Source organism: candidate division TA06 bacterium (genome assembly GCA_004376575.1).
Lineage (GTDB): Bacteria > Hydrothermota > DG-26 > E44-bin18 > E44-bin18 > E44-bin18.
The window spans coordinates 1-17,697 of record SOJN01000110.1; the positions used below are offsets into that span (position 1 = coordinate 1).

Annotated in this window: 11 protein-coding genes; 5 read left to right on the forward strand and 6 right to left on the reverse strand. The window is 49.1% G+C overall.

Features of this window, described 5'->3' with window-relative positions:
* Nucleotides 1–2,187 (reverse strand): DUF3344 domain-containing protein (locus E3J62_09405; GenBank protein TET44745.1); only part of this gene is annotated, 2,187 nt, incomplete at its 3' end.
* Nucleotides 2,188–2,746: 559 nt separating this feature from the next.
* On the opposite strand from E3J62_09405, the gene E3J62_09410 reads away from it, so the two are divergent.
* The 3 genes from E3J62_09410 (at nt 2,747) to E3J62_09420 (ending at nt 7,381) form a co-directional block, all read left to right on the forward strand.
* On the forward strand, nt 2,747–3,490 hold the full coding sequence (locus E3J62_09410; protein TET44746.1) for a HEAT repeat domain-containing protein: 744 nt from the start codon (nt 2,747–2,749) through the stop codon (nt 3,488–3,490).
* A gap of 1,941 nt (nt 3,491–5,431) precedes the next feature.
* Nucleotides 5,432–6,634 carry a HEAT repeat domain-containing protein gene (locus E3J62_09415; GenBank protein TET44747.1) on the forward strand — a complete coding sequence of 401 codons (1,203 nt, stop codon included), beginning with the start codon at nt 5,432–5,434 and terminating at the stop codon, nt 6,632–6,634.
* Nucleotides 6,635–6,730: 96 nt separating this feature from the next.
* Nucleotides 6,731–7,381, forward strand: a complete 651-nt coding sequence (locus tag E3J62_09420) for a T9SS type A sorting domain-containing protein (GenBank protein ID TET44748.1) — start codon at nt 6,731–6,733, stop codon at nt 7,379–7,381.
* A 750-nt stretch (nt 7,382–8,131) separates the two neighbouring features.
* Here the strand turns inward: E3J62_09420 and E3J62_09425 are convergent.
* Nucleotides 8,132–8,539, reverse strand: a complete 408-nt coding sequence (locus tag E3J62_09425) for a hypothetical protein (GenBank protein ID TET44749.1) — start codon at nt 8,537–8,539, stop codon at nt 8,132–8,134.
* Complete coding sequence (locus E3J62_09430; protein TET44750.1) at nt 8,536–9,738, reverse strand: hypothetical protein; 1,203 nt, start codon at nt 9,736–9,738, stop codon at nt 8,536–8,538. Before E3J62_09430 ends, E3J62_09425 begins: the two co-directional genes overlap by 4 nt.
* A gap of 607 nt (nt 9,739–10,345) precedes the next feature.
* On the opposite strand from E3J62_09430, the gene E3J62_09435 reads away from it, so the two are divergent.
* Nucleotides 10,346–12,370, forward strand: coding sequence for a T9SS type A sorting domain-containing protein (locus E3J62_09435; GenBank protein TET44751.1), 2,025 nt, complete (start codon nt 10,346–10,348; stop codon nt 12,368–12,370).
* Between the two features lie 94 nt (nt 12,371–12,464).
* A complete protein-coding gene (locus E3J62_09440) occupies nt 12,465–13,751 on the forward strand; it encodes a WD40 repeat domain-containing protein (GenBank protein ID TET44752.1) in 1,287 nt (428 codons plus the stop codon).
* A gap of 476 nt (nt 13,752–14,227) precedes the next feature.
* Here E3J62_09440 and E3J62_09445 read toward each other — a convergent pair whose 3' ends face one another.
* From E3J62_09445 to E3J62_09455, 3 genes are all read right to left on the reverse strand, one after another.
* Entirely contained in the window at nt 14,228–15,232 is a 1,005-nt protein-coding gene (locus E3J62_09445) for a DUF4037 domain-containing protein (protein TET44753.1), read from the reverse strand.
* Nucleotides 15,233–15,554: 322 nt separating this feature from the next.
* Entirely contained in the window at nt 15,555–16,346 is a 792-nt protein-coding gene (locus E3J62_09450) for a class I SAM-dependent methyltransferase (GenBank protein TET44754.1), read from the reverse strand.
* Nucleotides 16,347–16,786: 440 nt separating this feature from the next.
* Entirely contained in the window at nt 16,787–17,545 is a 759-nt protein-coding gene (locus E3J62_09455; GenBank protein ID TET44755.1) for a GNAT family N-acetyltransferase, read from the reverse strand.
* Nucleotides 17,546–17,697: the final 152 nt, after the last annotated feature.

The following is a 17,697-nucleotide window of genomic DNA, read 5'->3' on the forward strand; positions in this document are numbered from 1 at the left end:
GATGTAGCAGGTTACCCATCTCCCCTTGCTCTTCAGATTGAGGACCTCAGGCTTTATGTCCACTGTTGCGTCCAGAGTCCTTTGGATAGGCCCGAGGTCGTAGGCTACGACGAAATCAGGCATCGCCTGGCACAACTCAAAGAGAACGGCGCGAGCTGTATCCCACTGGCTGGAGAACGCCAGGCCTCCAGGAGTTGCTCGTACCCCCTCAAACCAGACTCCGGTGTATTCGCCTTTGATAGGGTCGAACTGATATATACGATTGGGCTGTCTCGTGTCCCCCAGGACGGAAACCCACAGCCAGGGATTCCCTGGCGACGCATCATCCCATGCTAGACCAAAGATCAGGTATGAGTTGGGATAGGAAGCGACAACAACTCCTGTCGTGTCAATCTTGACGATTGCTAGATCCAGGAAGCTTACCCATGCATATTGCCCATCCCACGCAAGCCCCAGGCCAACATCATGCGGCCCCCGAAATTTGTACAGCACATTGCCAAACTTGTCGAAAGCAGTTATCATCGAATCGTCACTTCCAAAGAAATAGTCATGGTCAGGCCTGTAGGCGAGATCCCACCATCCCCAGTCACCCAGTTCTGAGTTCTTACTCTTCTGCGCAAATTCCCTTACGTATTTCCCATCCCTGTCAAAGACATATATCATGTTCGAATCACCCCAAGCATTCGCCCCGGTCACATAAAAATAATCCCCGTCGAATTCTACTCCGTATAACCCCTGGTCTCCAGTGTAGTAGAAAGCCCATATCGAATCGCCAAGGCTAGTCATCGGACTAGTGTAACCTTGTTCCCGTTGTCTTTCAGAAGGCTTCACATCAAAACCCCGTGCCATCCTCGGCTCGGGCATGGCCATTGCGGAGACTCCCTCTGCCGACGTATGGATCTGAATGTTGCCCCCTCCCAGAAAGTCTCCAGCCGAGTAATAAGGATTTCCATCTGCGTCGTAGATATGTATGCTGAACCTGTCCCTGCCGTGGCCGGGCTCGCCGCGATCCTCAACCTCACATTCGAACCCATATCCGTACATACCATTGACCCTACAAAGCCCTGAGAAATCAGCCACGGTGTCTCCATGTACGACTAGGGTTTCTATCGTGTCGCTGTGGACTTTCATCTTTGCCGCATGGTCATTGAATTGGAGCTGACCCCATGTGACCCCAGCCTCAGAATGCACATTGAAGCCAAATGTTCTCTTGTCCGCAGAACCCAATGGGACTACAGGGATCCAGCCTCCACCAGTGACCAGGGCTGACACACCGTAGGTCTCCAGAATCGCTATGTGCCATCCGAACCAATCCACGTCTGTTGAACAAGTCACAGTGTTTGTCCCACTGATGCACTGCACCGGAAGCTCAAAGAGACTCGCCGCAGGTCCCCTATTCCCGTGGAACACGTCTCCCGGGCCGAGTATTACCTTGCCATTGAAAGATATCAATTCCGCAGTCCCAGATAAATTACCGGCCTGTGTAAAGAGAAAGAGGGTTGCTGAATCCCCTGCAATGTCGGCGAAATTGGAGCTGCTGCTGGCATTTTCTAATGACTCAGCACCATCGTTAATTACTATCTGCCTCCTTGGCTCCGAGGGATGGCTGTAGATAGCCACGAGCGCCTCGCCGCAGCTCCTTCCTAATGCAGATACAGAATATGTGTAGTTGCCATTTCCTGTTAAGAAGGGCGTCACGTCCCAACGATAGGCACAGAGGTCGTAAAAGGTGCTGCCACCATATCCCCAGCCAGGATCGTGGTCAAATGGCAGGACAGCAGGCAACGGGTTGCCGTCAAAGGTGGCAGACGCTGTATTGGTGTGTACTTGGTCCCACGATGCTTCATACATGTACGCCCAAAGGATGCCGGCACCAGAAGGAATTTCTGAGACGGTGAAGGTCCCGGATTTTCCTTTCGTCGCCACTACGTCAACCACAACACCTCCGCGCCCGGTCCAGGAAAAGGATGTCGTTGGGGGATTGTCGCCGTCTACGCAAGGAATCGTGTCCTGAATCTCCGATTCCTCTGCAAGCGGAACCACTGTGGGCGCCGGCATTGGTTTGCTGGGTTTAGCGATAAGAAGAGGGACGTCAAGTATCAAAACAAGAAGGCTTATCCCGGCCGAGATGGCCATACCCAAGGGGAATCTCGTGCCATTCATAACTCCCTCCCGACAGAACTGCATTTCGTATCTTGAGGGCAATCTCCCGTAACCGCCCACTTGAATAATAGCACATTCCTCGGTATTTGCAACACTTTCGGCGAAGCCGCCGCGCAGCCGAGCGTGCGCACACTATCATTTGGCCTCAACCCGCGTACGTGGTTGAAGTTCTCATGGCTTTGGTGACTGTGCCCAAATTGTGTCCATCGGAGACCAAACTCGGCTCCCCGACCCCATCTCAAGAAAACTGTGGGAATAGGTTCCATCGCTCCTTTAGCTGTACGCCAACAATTGGCTATCGCCAGCTTCTCAGATCACACGGTTCATCTTAGATTTCGGCCTCCTTTTCACATGGGCTACCTGAAGTCTAGAGGAGAACGGTGGGAGTGTCAAGTAGTCTCGGATGACCTCCCGGACCGCTGTGCCAGATTTGTGCCAACCTGGACGCAAAAACGACGAAGATCGAAAATCGAAATTCGACACGCACGAAATCACGAAACCCCCTTGCCCATCCCTCTTTTCCACATCTGCTCATCTGTTCATGTTCTCATGTGCTCATATGAACATATGAGGATGTGAGCGAATTGGATTGGGGGGCTGTCCCCATGCCTATCCGCTCCACGCGAGAGCCGAGGCAGTTTTTGAGCTTGGCAAGCGGGGTGAGTTAGAAGTTCTGTCTGATCTGTTGAGATTTTTGAATGCGCCTGAGCCGGAGATAAGAAAGGGTGCGGTTGATGGGATGTGGGCACTTGCGAAGAAAGGAGCAATTGATCCGCCCTTGAGGAGGTTGCTGATGGTTGTCAGAGGTGACAATGATTCTGAAGTGAGAAGGGCGGCCGTATCAGCAATGGAGACCTGCGGGAGCAAAGCGGTTTCACATCTTCTCGAACTGCTTGATGACAAACATACTACAGTCAGGATTGAGGCCAGGAGGACCCTGGGAAAAATCGGCGATAGGATGGCATCAGCCCCTTTGATAACCAGGTCAAGGAGAGGATCGTACAAAGAACGAAAAGCTGCTATGCACGCGCTGGGACAGATGGGGGCGAGACAAGCAGTTCCTCTTCTCATCGACGTCATAGAAGCGAACAGACCGGATGCTCCCATTGCGCTGGATGCGGCGAGAGCGCTTGCACTCATCGGGGATCAAACGGCAATTCAATATATAGAGCGGGCCATGCTCCAACAGCTCGTCACCGCGGAGAAGCCCCACAAAGATCTTCTCTTTTCTTACAGGAGATTACTGAAGACCGGCTCCTATGACAAGTTCAAAGCAATCCGCCGATCTTGCACGAAGGCAAACGAAAAACCTCTTACATCAAGCTAGGGTATCTCATTCATATCTACGGGATGATAACATGCCAGCACACCGACTCTCAGGGAACCCGAGCGGAACGAAGTCCAATGGTAAAGTATATCCCCGGGCCAGATTCGGGTTTTTTTCTTGACAGGTTCTGAAGAAACCTCTATGATTGCAGTTAGGGTGGATACGGGCTGAGGGCGGTCTGAGACGGGCATTCTGAGAAGTCAGCTCTATCCTAAGCTTTCGTGAGAACCTAGGCGCGCACGAGTATTGAACGTTCTCGACACCCTCAATAGCCACGTTCTGGAGCTCTAGATTACTTGTCTGCCGGACTCCGGCAGAGGACTGGCGAAGAATACATGGTGCTTCCGGGAAGGACTTTTCAACAAAACAGTGTTTTTCTCAGAGGAGAACGTGTTCAGGTTCGCAAAATGCTGTTAGAGAGTTAGGGGGAGGAGCTATGGCATTCAAACGGCGAGCCACCTTTACCGCACAAGAATCTCAGGATGGGAGGGTTTACAATGAGCAGAATTCTATGTATCATTCTTCTGATGAGTTGTATTACCGTAGGGGCATCAGAAGAGTCTAAGCATGTCATACGCAAGGAGATGGTAATCGGGACAGAACCCGATTCGACTTGCCCCATGCTCTGGCAATGCTACCATCGCCAGGAACCAAATCTCATAGAATGGCTTGGCGGCAGAGGGAAGGTGACCATTGTCTCGACAGAATGCGCCGGCGTGAATCGGTTCTTCCTGGCAAGCCCTGAGGAAATTACGTTCTGCCCCGATGCAAAATATTGTGTCGGAGACACATGGGACCTTGGTCCGTATCCCCTTGACGAACTACTCGATTTCCGAATACATCATGAGCAAACTGGCCAAGACAGGTATCCGATCATTGACGGGAGCAACCCTTGGATGCTGTATTTCGAAGATTGGCCAGAACGATACCTTGACTGCAACGATGTGGTCGTCCTGGTGGAAAACTTAGGAATCCCAACGGTGGTCAAGGCAGAGACAATTGACATCGAACACGGGGTCCAACTCCTTGCTTATGAATATCCGCCATATATTGGCCACTTTGAGCCCGATGGGGAGTTTGTCGTAGACAGAAATTTTCCCATGGGCGATGTCATATGGAAGCCAGGTCCAGAGTATGTTCTTGAATTCGCACTTGAATTCCATTATGACGCTTATCCCGAAAGGCCTGATTTCGATCCCACAGTTATCTATGACATCGATATCGAGGGTGTTACGACATACGACGACACTAAGACCGCTGATGATTGGAAGGACGAGGCGTTGGTTGTATACACGGACTCCTCGCCGCCAACAGAGTTTGACTTAGGGCCTCACGCTATGCAAACTATGTTGACGTTCAAAGATCCTGAGGGAGGTGGCCTAGGCTCGCAGGAAGTGCAGAACACGTTCATGGTCTTTTTTGACAAAGGCGACCAGTGGTATTGGCAGGACTATCCCAGAGACCCTATGTACACTGGGTTGGTTTTGAACTGGTTTCATTTGTGGAAGACGATACCAGAGTTTTTGGATCCTCCATACGAGTCGTACTGTGCTCGCTATGACGGTTGGGAGCTTCAATCGAACGGATATTATCATCCACAGCGCGATGAATTCGTGTATTGGATAACACAAAAGAGCCAGCGCGATGAGGGCTACTTCCCACTCATCGTAACAGACCCTTGTTGTGAAACCACTGATTGGATTCGAGGAATAGACAAATTCGCGCACATCTGTAGACACGAAAATCTCCACAAAAATCAATTCATCTTCTGGTGGGGAACTTGGATCAGATACGAGCAAATGCGGGACAATCTCGACCCTGACGATGATGGAGTGCCATTTGGCATAGAGCTCCAGGAAGGCCTCGACCCGTGGTTCTTCTGTAGCCATCCCTGTGCATGTTGTGGTGGGTGCCTTCCTCCTAGTCCACAATGCCCTGGGGATGATCCCAGCATCGTGGACGATTGGGAGTACCTCGTCTATAGAGAACATGAGAACTGGATGTTCCATCGTTGGGACTATTCGGACTGGGCGAATCCTGGTAAGCAAACAGTGCCCAATTTCTAGAATACTCTCACAAAGGAGGTCAAGAATGAGGAAGTGTGTGATTCTTGGAATGGGGCTCATCGTATGCCTAACCTCAGCTTTCGCATCCAACGGGCTGATGGAAGAATATACTCACAATTATCTGGCCTTGAGGGAGGCCGATGTTGATTCCATCATCAAATTGCTTGAGAGCCCGGATTCAACGGTAAGATGTGAATCTGTGACCCTTATTGCAGTGGCGTTTTACAAGGGCTTTCCATCTGCACAAAGAGCGGTTCCTATTCTGATAGATCTTCTTAATAGTGACGACCGTATTTCTGTGCGTGAAAATGCTGCAGGCGCTTTATCCAGGTCAGGCGACAAGAGTGGGATTGAGTCACTATCAGACTTGTTGAAGGATGAGAGCCTGCCCCCGCGCCTGTTGGCGTCAGTGCTACGAGGCCTGCGGATCGCTGGCGTCCGAACCACCCAGGTTATCAGGATTGCTTCGGAGAATCTCCGTTCATCTCATCCAGGACTGAGGAACGAATCGCTGATGATTTTGGCAGGATCACAAGACAAGGGAGACATGAAAAAACTACTGCAAGAATACGTGTATTTTCACGAGGATCCCGACACTCTGCTGAAGGCGATTCGGTCATATGGTCTGACGCCACTATACAGAAACCGCTACGATGAGTTGTCATATTTATTGTCCGCTAACCTCGTTATCATAGCCCGTCAAGCGCCTGAGATTCTCGAACCACTGCTTAGCCATTCCAACCCTAGGTTCAAATTGGATGCGGCTAGAGCTTTTGGATCTGAACGAGATCAAAGGGCAATTCCTGTTCTTCTAGATATTCTGAAAAGTGGGAAAGACTGGGCCCACAGATCAAGAGCCGCCGAAATTCTCGGTTTTTACCGAAAACGACATCTCGGAACAAGCGAAGAGGCTGTGATATTTACGCTGAAGGAGGCTCTGAACGACGAACACCTTGAACAAGGTCATGGGGGGACGTATAGACCTGTGGTTTGTCAAGCATATCAAACGCTGCTAATGCTCGGAGTGCACACTGAGAAGCCAGAAGACTTGAAATATGTGCCAAGGTCATTACCGTAGTGCTGACGCTTCACGCGATGACCCGCTTGGAAGTGCAGGTGTCATGTTATCTCAAGCCAATTGAGTCCAAGTTAATCCACCGCAAGGAGGGTTGGAATGTTTCCGAGAATAATTCTGACGTGCATGCTTTTGCTATGTCTTGGAGGGGTGGGGCATGGCGGAACTAGCGCCCCATACTCCACGGATAGCGAATTGAGGGTTACTATTCGCAACTCCGCACCAACCAATATGTATGGCGTAGTAGCTACTGTTGGCGAGGCTCCAGACTGGGTAATGTTCGAGGCCAAGGTTGACACTGTTGCCGACAGCCTTCTCCCAGGAGAGGCAAGGGATGCTGTCTTCAACTTCTCCACCGAGGTCGGCGAGTCAGGTGCATTTGAGATTGAAGTAGAAGTCTCAACCGGCGAAGGCATCTGGATCGAACGCTTTCATGTTCCCGCAAGTTCCAGTGAATTGCCGGAAGCCCCTAGGTCTACTGCTCTATTAGAACCGGAGCCCAACCCGTTTTTCGCCTCGACTTCAATTCGCTTCAATCTGGCAAAAGATGGAGAGGTAGACCTCACAGTCTATGATATCTCGGGGAGGGTAGTAAACAGGCTGGTCTCAGGAGTCCAATCTGTCGGCTTGTATGCGTTGAGCTGGGATGGTCAAGACTCAGATGGGAATAAGGTTGCAAGCGGCTCATACTTCTTGAAGCTGAGCGTTGGTGACTACAGCGAGACAAGAAAGCTCGTATTGGCAAGATAGCAAAAAACAAGAAGCCTGGCATGTGCGAGAATCCAAGTCTTCGGTGCCAGGCTTTCCATTTCTCCTCTTGAGGGAGTCCGGAACCAACACCTTTTCTCGCTGGAGTTCTTCAGGATGGCTTTGGGGACGGTGCTTGACTTTTTGACATTTTGCCCTCAAAGACGATACTCTGGTTACTTCCTATGAGTAATTCTATCCCACCAAACCCCATAAGTCAACCTCCCTGGCACGGTCATCGCCACATGTTCGTATATGCACAAGTTCACATGTGTACACGTGCGCACATGTGCAAGATCTGCGATCTCAGGTCACAGATCTTAGATTAGTTGTGCCAAATCAATACTATGTACACGAAAATCGAAAATAGAAAATCGTCGGAGATCCTGCTTAGTCTCTCTTGCTGAGACGGAGTCGAAGTTTAGAGAGAATTAGTCCTTCGCGAAGTCGGAGGGAGCTTGTCGAAGGGAAGATCGAAACACACAAAATCACGAACCCCCCTTACCCATCTCTTTTTTCCACATCTGCTCACCTGTTCATATGTTCATGTTCTCATATGTTCAAATGAGCATATGAGAATGTGAGAATGTGAGCGAATTGGGTTGGGGGGCTGTCCCCATGCCTAACCGTTCGATGTCGCAGGGAATGGAGATAGGATATGGATGGGATATTGAGGCACTCTCGGAGGAAACGGAGAGAAACAGATAGGCCCAGCATAAGTCCCAAGCGCCATTCCTTGACCCTACCACAGTCTTAAGGTGTCAGTGCGCTATCGCCAAGAGGATTCAAGGCATCATGTGGGGATAGCCGTGAGGAGCTTTCTCGAAAATGAAGATGGGAACCTGTTATATAGCCAATGGTGGCGCCCGGTTGGACAGTATCATCGTGGGGAAAATCCAGCAAACTCACATGCCAGTATCTAAACCTTCCGATCCAACGATCCCTCAACTCTGTGCTGTCCACAATGGAGGTGTCGGGGCAGTAGATCGAATCGGCAGCTTCATTTATGTCCACGCCTGCATGAAAATATCCGACTCTGTACTCCCCCAGAGTGCTATTGATACCGTGTTGTCCATCTTGTGGTCTTACCGGCCATTGGTAGGCGGAAAGACTGCCTGCGCCAAGAAAGAACACTAATACGATTAAGATTTTCACTCTCATTGTGTCCTCCTTAGCTGGAATACGCGGATTTCATTCCCAGTCACATAGCATAGCATATTGCCTTTGCTGTTTACTTTAAAAACACGTCTTCCCCCTCGATTAAGACCCTTACCGATGGCAAAATCGAGTATGACACTGCCATCTTCGGAAAAGATCATTATTCTTTCTGAAGCATCTTTTGAACCCAGTTTTTCGTAATGCCAGAAGACACCTGCTACAAAAAATGGTGCTTCTGAAGGGAAGTCAAGGGTAGTGCCCAAATTCAGTAACTGATAAGGGTCATCAGATTCATATTTCCAGAGTATCTTCTTTTTCCCGACATCTATCAGGAACACCAAGTTTCTCACGGCGACCGTCAAGAATTTGCCATCGGGCGAGAAAGAAGACAACACCGAGCCCTCTTTCTCCAAGTCAAATTTCTCCAGAAAGGTACCCTCCTTCGTATAAAGCAACAGATGATAGATATAGCTCTTGCCTTCAGGAATTGCCTCGGGAATGGCTACATATTTTCCGTCTGGAGAAACGGCGATCAGATGCCCATGTTTTCTGCACGGCAAATCTACTGTTTTATTGCCGATCTGCAAATAGTTGCTCTGTGTCTCTGTCCATTTGATTGTTGGTATGCCAGCAAGCATTGAAATATCGCCTTCGCGCTTTGTCAAATTCGCTTCAGTTTTTCCAGGAGTGCCACGGAAGTAGTAGACATCGTCATCAGCCCAAACATCCTTCCCGATTATCTCGTTGCCACTAGGAGATACCCACCACCAGGAACCATAGACCCCTCCAATCGTCTTCACCACTTTCCCAGACATGTTCATTACGTCAACAGGCCCGTGATGAAACTCCCCATCATATTTCTCTGGATGCATGATTCCAATGTATTGTCCATTTTGCGAAATCCTGACCTGCGTCCATTCCTTCAGTTTCGTCTCCTTGATTACTTTCCCGGAACTATCCAAGTACAGGATTGCCTTAGCGTTCTCGCAATTCCCTGTCACTATGACGCTCGGACAAAATAGCCCTTCTCTTTCCTTATCAAATGCAACATCGGTTATTCCCTCTGGGAACTCCTTGTCCCAAACCAGCTCTACGGTTGATTTCTGGTTTTTCTCCCCCTGAGCCGCTCGGACTTCTGCGAGGCCCAAGAGCGCTAGTCCCGTTGCAACGATCACCAGAGTCGCCATTCTTGCATTTCTCAAGATTCCTCCTCGGTGCTTGACAGTTTGACAGTATTAGCCCTGAGGACGATACGCGACACCTCTCTCCTCAAAGACGACAGAATCGTCACTTCCCACGAGTGATTCTATCCCATCCCAAGGCCAGAAAACACGAAAATCGAAGATCGAAAATAGAACCAATAACCAACCTACGAAGGCGAAAATTGAAAATCGTCGGAGATCCTGCTTAGTCTCTCTTGCTGAGACGGAGTCGAAGTTTAGAGAGAATTAGTCCTTCGCGAAGTCGGAGGGAGCTTGTCGAAGGGAAGATCGACGCGCACGAAACCGCCAACCCCCCTTACCCACATCCTTTTTCCACATCTGGTCATCTGTTCATGTGTTCATGTTCTCATATGCTCATATGAGCATGCGAGCGATTGAGCGCAGCTCTGATGTGTTGATATGTTAACAATTGTGCACATATCGACGGGTCAGCTAGTGGGTTGGGGGGCTGTCCCCAAGCCCCGCCCAGGGTTCTGAAACCCCTTGACAGATTGCCGTACTCACAGATATACTCTTTTCTGGGGCCTTGAAGTCTAAAGACCGACCTGAAGGCTCTATCATTGAAGCAGGGGTAAAGGGGTCCCAAATGAGAATGACTGCTCGGATGAAGAGTCACCGGCGGAGTTTCAGTCAAAAGAGTAACACGCTGCTGGCTGCCTCCGTAGTCCTGCTTTTTGGCATTGAGGCCGCGGCATCGGTTCTCAATGTCCCCTTGGATTATCCCACAATCCAGGAAGCCCTTGATGCCGCGGCTCGCGGAGATACAGTAAAGGTTGCCCCGGGAATCTACAATGAAGATGTGACCATTTCAAAGCCCTTAGTACTCTGGGGTGCTGGGAGTTCTGTGACCACAGTTGCTGGAGGTGAAGCCCAGAGGGCAGTGAAGCTAGAGACAGACAGCGCTTTGGTTAGAGGATTTCGCGTTCAGAGCAGTAAGGGCGTAGGTGTCTATGTCTTTGGAGACAACAATGTCATCGAGGAAATGGAGATCTTGAATAGCTCACTCGGGATCGAAGTAGAAACCCCATATCAAAACACTGTTATCCAAAACAACATCATTTCAAACAATACTCACGGGGTTTTTCTGCGCCATGAGTCCGGCGGCTCCTTCATCATAGATAACGTAATTACTTTGAATGACGGAGGTATTGCGTTGATGCGATCCTCTTTCAACACGATACTAAACAACACAATTTCGAATAGTAGTTATGACGGAGTCATACTTCGCAGATCAAAACATAACACCATTAAGGGCAACCTGTTGGAAGGGAATGTGAGACATGGTTTCCACATCAGCCATTTTTCTGACAGCAACTTCGTTCTGAAGAACCGGGTCGTAGGAGTAGATAAGAATTCCGGGTACGGTTTCCATTTCGATCATGGAATTTCGAACGTCATTTGTGGAAATTTCGTATCTAACTACGAGATTGGCGTATGGATCTATAGACATAACAGCGACGAAATTATCAGTGAGAACACAATTGTCAACAATCAATTTGGCCTTGTTTTGGATGTTGTTGAAACGAATATGGTGTATCACAATAATTTCGTTGAGAATGAGGTCCAGGTATTTGACCATTTCCCTTCCTTGAACGACTGGTATCATCCCGTACTGCTAGAGGGAAACTTCTGGTCGGATTATCAGGGATCAGATGATGGGAGCGGCAGCGGCAAACACTCTATTGCAGGGGACGGGATAGGGGATACCGACATCCCCCATCCCGGTGCAGATTTCGATTTCTATCCTTTTATGGACAGAAACGGGTGGAGACCACCAAAGAGTGTGAAAGAGGAGGCGTTGGATGAATTGGCTGAGCTTATTGAATCCGTAGCTCACCCTAAGATTCGCAAGCATATTGAACATGCCTTTCGGGAGTTAGAGAAGACTCTTCCCTATTTCTCAGACAACTGGCACATTACCAAGCCCTCACGTGTATTTGTCCATGAGAAAAAGGTCACAAAGGAAGTGAGAAAGGCGTCCCGGTCCGCAAAGAAATACGACATCCCTGATTTTGAAGGGGTGATCAGCAAGCTCCGTGAGATTGCTTTGTTTATGGTGGAGGCGGACTCCCTCCTAGCCGGGAAAGCAATCAGGGAAGCGGAAGCCTGTCCAGGGGCCAAGGAAAAGGAGATCAAGAAGGCAAAGAAGGAGATGACCAAGGCCTATGCAGAGCTGAACAAAGTAGACAAGAGTATGCGAAAGCTCGGCATCGAGTGGTACAAATATGACAAAGCAATCAATCACTTCAAACACGCCTACAAACATGCCCACAAGGCTGTGAAGAAAAAGCGTGCGCTTCTTGCTGCCACTCCTTCATCTCCGCCTTTTGTGTTGCAGTCCGCTGTAAGCCCAAACCCTTTCCACGAAAACACCGCTATTCGCTACCAATTATCGGGTGCTGGAAAGACGATTCCTGTCTGTCTAAACATATATGACCTCACGGGCAGAGTTATAAGGACTCTTGTGGATGAGCGCCAGGATCCGGGAGAGTACACAGTTCAGTGGAGGGGCAAGGATAGGGATGGACGCCAGGTTGCAGGCGGGGTCTACTTCTATAGACTTACAGCCGGAGACTTGGTATCCACGAAAAAGATGGTTCTTATGCGCTGACAAGCAAGAGAGGTCGGATTGTAGCAACATTTGACTTGACAAACTTAGCGGGCATTACGTGAGATGATAGATACGCCTGGAAAGAAAGGGCGCGATGCCTAAAGGACAGAAAGCTGTGCTTGTAATAGGTGTACTGGGTCTCTGCCTGACACATGCTGCCCTGCTTGCCCATGCTGAAGATATCGAGAAGAAACAGGAAAAAATCAACGTTAGACTTGTATGGAAGAGCGTACACGCTGATAGATTCATCCCGGACCGAAAAACCTTTCCTCCCCCAGAAATCCAAGCAGAGATAGAATCAGAAAGCACATCAGAGGTTGCCAAACGATTTCTGATCAACACCTTGAGGGAACAAGTGGCGAAACATGATCGGCTTGTCTTTTTTGAAGATGGAAAGGTGATGGATGTGAAGGAACAAGGACATCACTATCTCCTCTTTTCGCCAGGAGGTAAATATGTCGGTTTTGGGGGCGGAACGAAGGGAATGACGGAAGAGGAACTTGGCCGAGTAGGTTATGTCGGTGAGTGGGGCCCAATAACACAGTTCATCTTGATGACAGTGCAAGGTGAATTTCTCTGGAAAAAGGTTCGCGTCTTTGCACCGATTAGGATTTTGGAAAATGGCGAGGTTGCAGTTTCTCACAGAACAGTTGGCGGTGACAGAGGGCTTATACTGTACAGTCTTACTGGTGATACTCTCTTCGATCTCCCCAAACAAGAAGCAACGAAACCCAGTCGTTACGCTGATAACAGTGAAAAACCGATCTATGCACACTTGGACAAAGGATATCTGTGGGTCTTTGCCGTCGGAGGGAAGGTTCTTTTGAAGGGGAAGTTAGAAGGCATAGGAGCCTGGTCTGTTGACCTTTCTGACGATGGTAGATACATCTTTCTCGATGGAAGAAAGGCAGGGGCTCCAAGATTTCCACACACTGAGTGGCTCCTTGACCAGCGTGGTCGGATAATTAGAGAGTTTTCGTTTCGTGCTCCTTCTGTATTGGATTTCTCACCAGATGGAGACTTTCTTGCGATTCTAGACGATGGAAAGCTAAGGCTCATAGAGTGCTCAGCAGGTCAGATACGCAGGGAGATTTCAGCGGAAGAGAAGGGTGATTATTTGGTGAATACTGAGATTTCTGCAAAAGGAAATCTTGTTCTTCTTAGGAATATCCTCATAGAGGACAGAAACTTCGGCGTAATCAGCTGGCGATTAAGGATATTCGACAATGCGGGAAACGTTGTGTGGCAGGAGACATTCCCTTCCAAGGATAGGTGGGGACACGGAGGCACCTTCATGGCAGATGATGGATCCTATTTCTTTGCCAATTCGGATAATTCGCTGTATTGCTATGCAGTTGTTCGACAAAGAATGCAGCACTGAAAGGGATCAAATGTCAAAATGTTCTTAGATGTTCTTGCTCGGTGCCGTCCGAATACTAGAAGGATCCATGACTTGACAGTTTGACCCGACTACGTCGTTCCTGACTCCGCCGGGCTTCGCATTTTTCAGGCTTCAGCCCAACGCTGAATTCATTTTGTAGTGAAGTCCACCACGGACGCCAGCTCTTCTATGCCATCTACTTGTAGCTTGCCAACAAGATCTGCGATCATAGATCTACGCTCTCAGATTAGTTGTGCCAGATTTGTGCCAACTTGGACGCAGAAAAGACGAAGATCGTAAATCGAAACACACGGACCCCTTACCCAGCTCCTTTTTCCACATCTGCTCATCTGTTCATGTGCTCAAATGCTCATGTGTTCACATGTTCATGTTCTCATATGCTCAATTGAGCATATGAACATGTGAGCGAATTGGATTGGGGGCTGTCTCTGCGCCTTCTCACTCAAATGCGAGGACTACTCTTGGTTTCTTCTTCCGTGATCGACGGCCTTATCATTATCCTTAGTCTGTCCTTGATGTTCTACCCAACCCCACAAGCTCCAGACCCATCCATAACTCGAATCATATCCCGCTTCTTTCGCTTTCTGTCGACATTTAGTTACACGGTCATACCAGTGTGGATTGGACCACGCCTCGGCGCGAACAGCCCAAAGAAGATCTTTGAGTATTTCTGGCGTAAGGACCTTCTTCTGCCTTATGTACTCTTCATAGATGTCTCTAATAGCTCTGATTGAGACTAATTTCTTATCCCAGTCCGGGGAAGATATAACTATCTCAAGATCAAGCAGCACCCTAGATGCCAGCACAGGCAATTTTCCAAAGGCCCACTGCAGGTGTATTTGCCAAGGATAATACCTCTTATTTAGGATGAATCCGAGATGTAACAGATCCTCCAAAACGCGGGCGAGCATAGTGTGAGATTCAAGCATTCTGTGTCTTCTTACTACTTGCTGGTATTCCACGAGATCGTCATCAAGCTTCTTCAATCCCAATATCAACAGCTTTTTCCAAAGCCAGTCAGGGAATCGCTCAGGTGCAGTCGCATGCCTAAGTCTATCAAAGATATTATGCGGGTCGCGAAGAACTAGGTTTTCTTGGAGCTCGTAGAGGTCCTCAATGCTTACCTTTTCCCAAGGTAAATCTGCTTTATTCTCCAAGAACTCTTTATAATGTCCATTCAGAAGCCACCAGGATGGGTGCACACAAATCTCGGGGTGGCCAACTGTCTTAGCAAAACTATGGGGACAATGCTCCAGCATCAGCTGTAGCTGCCCACCATGGGTCTGCCATAGTGGATCATCCAAATAGATAACAGCATCTAGGTCTGAAAATTCGTCAGCAATACCTAATCCATAAGAGCCTGGAATCAGAATACTCATCTCAGATGCTAACTTTGGATACTTCTCAGCAATTAGTGGGGTTATCGTTTGTTCAAAGTAGTCCTTAATGTCTTTCTGCATGGCATCCCCCTCCTGAAGATGCGATGTTGATAAAGTCTTCTGGAAATCCTAGGGCTGGTGCCCTCCGACTTCGCGAAGGATTTCCAACATGACTTTGTGACATTTGCTTCCTCAAAGACGACAGAATCGTTACTTCTCATGAGGGATTCTATCCCACGACCTACCGAAAGTAAACGGTGCAGCAATACGTGGGTTGGGGTCGGGTCTTGAAAACTGAATCTCCGCGTCCCATTAATCGAGTTCGGTTCCGTATCAGGTCAGGCGTGGTGGCTTAATCGATTGGGGTTTCAAGATTCAAGGTCTGATTCCAATTCTGCATTTGTCATGTGCTTGGCTTCCTCGCACGGATGTGCAGGTAATAGGCTGCAACCTGGGCATCCTGTACGTAGGGGCAGGCACGGACAGTTTCATCAGTGGGTCGTGGCTCTTCAATCTGTTCCAGCAAAAACCCCGTTCCAATCAATAGATTGAGCCACTGGCTGAGCGTGCGCGTGAACCGTGGAGTCTTGAAGTTGGATAACCCAGCCTTGGCTTCTGGCGGCGCGGCGGCGAAGAGCCACTCTGAGATCTCCCCATTCAGGTTGCGGAAGTAATCACCAACCTCAATCGCGTACGTAAGGCCTTGTTCATCACGCAGATTCCGACGATGCGGTGTGTCATAGCACGGATGGCAGATAGAAAACTGCAGGAAACCGCTCGGCTTCAGGACACGATGGGCCTCCGCCAAGACGCGATCCGTTTCGGGGATGTCCATGAAACTCATGAAACCCGTTGCGAAGTCAAAGCCCAAATCGGCAAACGGCAGTTCCACGGCACTGGCGACACGGTACTCTATGCCCAAAGGCTCTTGTTCCTCGCATTGTTTGGCGTGTCCAACAAAAACCTTTGAAATATCTATCGCGGTGACACTCGCTCCACGTTTCGCGAGCAATCTGGTGTTATGACCTTCTCCACAACCGATGTCTAACCCCACGAGGCCGTTCACATCCGGCAATATTTCGAAGAAGGCCGGTGTGTTGAGGTAGTCGCGGTAAAGGTCGTACCCGGCTCTCGCGAGTTTTGTCCATGCGTCAGCATTCCTGTCCCAGTACCGTCCGACTTCCTGATGGTCCATTTCAAACCCCCATCTCTCTTTCTGGCAAGCATTGATTATTTGTCTAGGGACGCTGTTTGACATTTTCTTCCTCAAAGACGACATTCTCGTCACTTCCCAAAGAGAATTGTATCCCACGGCCCACCAAAAGTCAACGGGAGCGTGGGGGCGGTGCTTGGGTGTGCCGCGAAGCTCCTTAGCTCTTGCCCGCCCATGTCTGGGTTGACTCCGTCGGGCTTCGCCGGTGTGAGTTCGGCCCCCATACTGGAAACCACGAAGATCGAAACACACGAAACCACGAAACCCCCTTACCCATCTCCTTTTTCCATATCTGCTCATCTGTTCATGTGTTCATATCCTCATGTGCTCATATGAGCATATGAGGATGTGAGCGAATCGGGTTGGGGACAGGCCCCGTGTATCTCGCTTCGCAAGAAACTGGGAACTCCGTATCTGACACATTATGCACGAATTGTTAGGTATGTTAACGTGAATCCTAATCTGCGTGCTAAGCGTAAAGACGGGATGTTTGATGCAAAAGCACCATAACTAGGCACTGCCCCCTGTTCCAATATCCATTGGGTTGCCGCTGATACGACTGCAAGGCCGTATCCTTGCCCTCGATACTTTTCCTCAGTCGTTACGCCAAACTCGGCAATATCAGGATCATCTCCCCATATTATTACAGTCCCTGCTACTTTCTGGTCTTCGCGATAACAATCAAATGCCCAGACGAAGTTTTCCGGCGTTGGTCTCCGCCGCTCTGACATTCGCCGGTCAAATTGATCGGGAGGTATGTCTGCTTTCATGAGTGCCACGGGCATATGCAGGGTTTTCGCTGGTCGGAAGTCCCCCTCATTTGTTATAGTGTAGTCAAAGCCCGGTTCATCAAACAGCTTTTCACGGTCATCAGGCTGCAGTGTTTGCCTCAGTTCGGCAATACCGAGTGGAGAGAAGAGCTCATAAATACTCATGTTTTGAATAGCTGGAGTGATTGCACTTATTACACTAGGTATACCAGTTACTAGGGCTCCACCTCCATCGGCAACGCAATGTATCAGCAGACGATTTCCGGGCTCATCTGTCCGTTTCGAGGATTCCCGTATGTCAATACCTAAGGATGGAAAAGATTGGAGAGAGAATCCTAACTCTCTCTCTAAATGGAAACGCACTCGATCATCCATGTTGGCGGTCGTCAGCTCTCGATTGTTTGTACTCATGACACGCTCCTTCTTTGTTCTTAGATAATTGTCAGGGATAACTCTTGCTATCTTTTATGAAGCCACGTATTCCCTTTTGTCTTTTGAATAATTATATGATTATTAGATTTGTCAAGATTATTTGTATCCCGTGAAGGATTATTTTCTTTTTA